Below are 2,549 nucleotides of genomic sequence, written 5' to 3'. Positions count from 1 at the left end.
ACCACAAAGTCCAGAAAATACCAGAAAGAACATTTTCATTGAAAATATACTTAAGTACTATATTCCACTCGAATCTACGATTTGCAGCTATAGAATACAGTAAAAATACAGACACTACCCCAACGATTATGCCTGCAACGATAGGGCCAATTTTTTTAACTGGCAAAATCTTATCATTGTTATTCTCTTTAGAAAGCATACTCACAATATTACACTAGACACAATCAAAATCAGCATATATATTGCAAATTAACAAAAGCAAAAATCATACTTTAGGATTTATCTCAGGTTTCTTAATCATAATATCTTCAACTCCCCAAGACTCCATAATCTTTCTATAATCACCTGTTTGAATAAGTTTTTCTATACCAGCTTGAATTGCCTTAACAAGCTGCTCATCGCCTTTTTGCGTAATAATACCCATCAAAGCTTTATCCTTACTCTTACCTAAAGGCTCAAGTTGATTATCTGTTTGTTCAATAGCAAAACTAGAAACAGGAGTATCAGCATACATAACATCTACTCGCCCTGCTACTACAGCCGTTGTAGCATCAGTTTGTTCTTTAAACGGAAGAACATCAAGAGGAGAATCATTTTTAATCTTACACAAGTCACGAGCATCATACATTTGAGATTCACTTGTAGTTCCAACTTGAACAGAAACCTTTTTGCCACATAAATGATTAAGATTTACTTTCGTTGGATTTCCTTTACGAACAACAAATAGCAAACCAGCATCCGCGTAAGTCACAAAATCAACCGACTTTTCTCGCTCTTTGCTAACAGTGAAGCCAGAAACACCTATATCAAATTTAGTTCCAACAGACGGCAAAATGGCATCAAATGGAGCGTTTACAATATTTAGCTTAACTCCCATAAGCTTTGCCAATGCTTTATTAAGATCAATCTCATAGCCAACTACAGTTTTGCCATCTCGAGCATAAAATCCAGCAGGAGCATAACCAATATTCGTTCCCATAACGAGTTCTCCTCTTTCTAAAATCTTTTTAGGAAGAAGAGAAGCTATTTTCTCATCTTTTTTAATATTATTAACGTTATAACTGCGAGATAATAAAGGATCGCTACCTTCTACGTCAGATGTTCCACATGCTCCAGAAATACCTATTAGTGTTGCGGAAATAAAAGCAGCAATAGAACGTATCAAACGAGAAGGAGGTAATAAAGAAAACCTCTTTTTACGATGCAAATTGTTATTTGTAGCATCAAAACGTTCTTCAATCATAAGATCCCTTAAAGCAAGATAGCAAATACGCTCACAACTTTACCACTATCAACACATAAACAATCATAACTTTCATAAGAATTCATACAAAATTTATGTAAGCAAAGTACATGAAGTTTTGATTACAAGAAAAATTGCATAGCTATAAGCTAAAGCACATGCTTAAGAAAATCTTTCAATCTATCTGTTTTAGGATTGTCAATAATACTTGCATCGCCTTGCTCTACAACCATTCCATCATCCATAAACACAACCTGATCTGCTACTTCTTTTGCGAAACCAATCTCGTGAGTCACAACAATCATAGTCATGCCTTCTTTTGCAAGATCTAGCATAACATTCAAAACTTCACCAACAAGTTCGGGATCAAGAGCAGACGTTGGTTCATCAAACAGCATAATCTCCGGCTTCATAGCAAGAGAACGAGCAATTGCAACACGTTGTTGCTGACCTCCAGAAAGCTCAGCAGGATAATGATTCATGCGTTCAAGCATTCCAACTCGTTTAAGCTCTTTAATTGCTAAATCACGCGCATCCTGTTTTTTCATTCCTAACACATGAACAGGAGCTTCCATAACATTTTCTAATGCTGTCATATGTGGGAACAAATTAAAACGCTGAAATACCATTCCAAGCTTAGAGCGCTGTTTGGAAATTTCTTTATCGTTAAGAGCTCGAAGACGCTCTTTACCTTTATATATTACTTTCTTTACTCCAATACGCTTTCCATAAATACATATGCTCCCAGAAGTAAGAGTTTCAAGTTGATTTATTAAACGCAATAAAGTAGATTTACCAGATCCTGATGGGCCTAAAATAACTGTTACACTGCCAGAATCAACAGTAATATTTATATTTTTTAATACTTGAATAGATCCAAAAGATTTTTGAACATTCGTTAAAGATACTGCAACAGTTGAAGTACTATTTGCATCATCTAGACTATTGCTTGCATCATCTAGACTATTGCTTGCATCTTCTGAAGTATTATTCTCAAAAGACTTAGAATCATCTATATTTTTATTAACAAATTCATTATTTTCAATATCCATATTCACACCCCGTCATAACTACCATTGATAATACTACTAAATTATCATCCTTAAAATCACACAAATAATGTAAATATGCTATCACTAAGCATTAAAACCTAACATAGTAGCATCATTACGCTTTTGAACATTTTTTTGCTGAACTTTTAACGACTCATCTGTACGCTGATCCGTATTTGCATACAATTGCGTATGTTTTACAATATCTCGTGCTTCAAAGCCTTTACCAAAATGCTTTTCTAACATAGACTGCA

General features: G+C 34.5%; 2 protein-coding genes and 1 pseudogene. All 3 read right to left on the bottom strand.

The window, feature by feature from the left end; genetic code table 11:
* Positions 1–199 (bottom strand): annotated as a pseudogene (locus HMPREF3230_RS01850) (amino acid ABC transporter permease); the annotation flags it as partial.
* A gap of 66 nt (positions 200–265) precedes the next feature.
* Entirely contained in the window at positions 266–1,243 is a 978-nt protein-coding gene (locus HMPREF3230_RS01845; RefSeq protein ID WP_075523293.1) for an ABC transporter substrate-binding protein, read from the bottom strand.
* 149 nt (positions 1,244–1,392) lie between these two features.
* Positions 1,393–2,295, bottom strand: a complete 903-nt coding sequence (locus HMPREF3230_RS01840; RefSeq protein WP_082266230.1) for an amino acid ABC transporter ATP-binding protein — start codon at positions 2,293–2,295, stop codon at positions 1,393–1,395.
* Positions 2,296–2,549: the final 254 nt, after the last annotated feature.

Origin of the sequence: Gardnerella vaginalis (assembly GCF_001563665.1) — a bacterium.
In the GTDB taxonomy this organism is placed as follows: domain Bacteria; phylum Actinomycetota; class Actinomycetes; order Actinomycetales; family Bifidobacteriaceae; genus Bifidobacterium; species Bifidobacterium vaginale_A.
The sequence above is the reverse complement of the archived record's forward strand: the minus strand, read 5'-3'. Positions and strand labels throughout refer to the sequence as shown.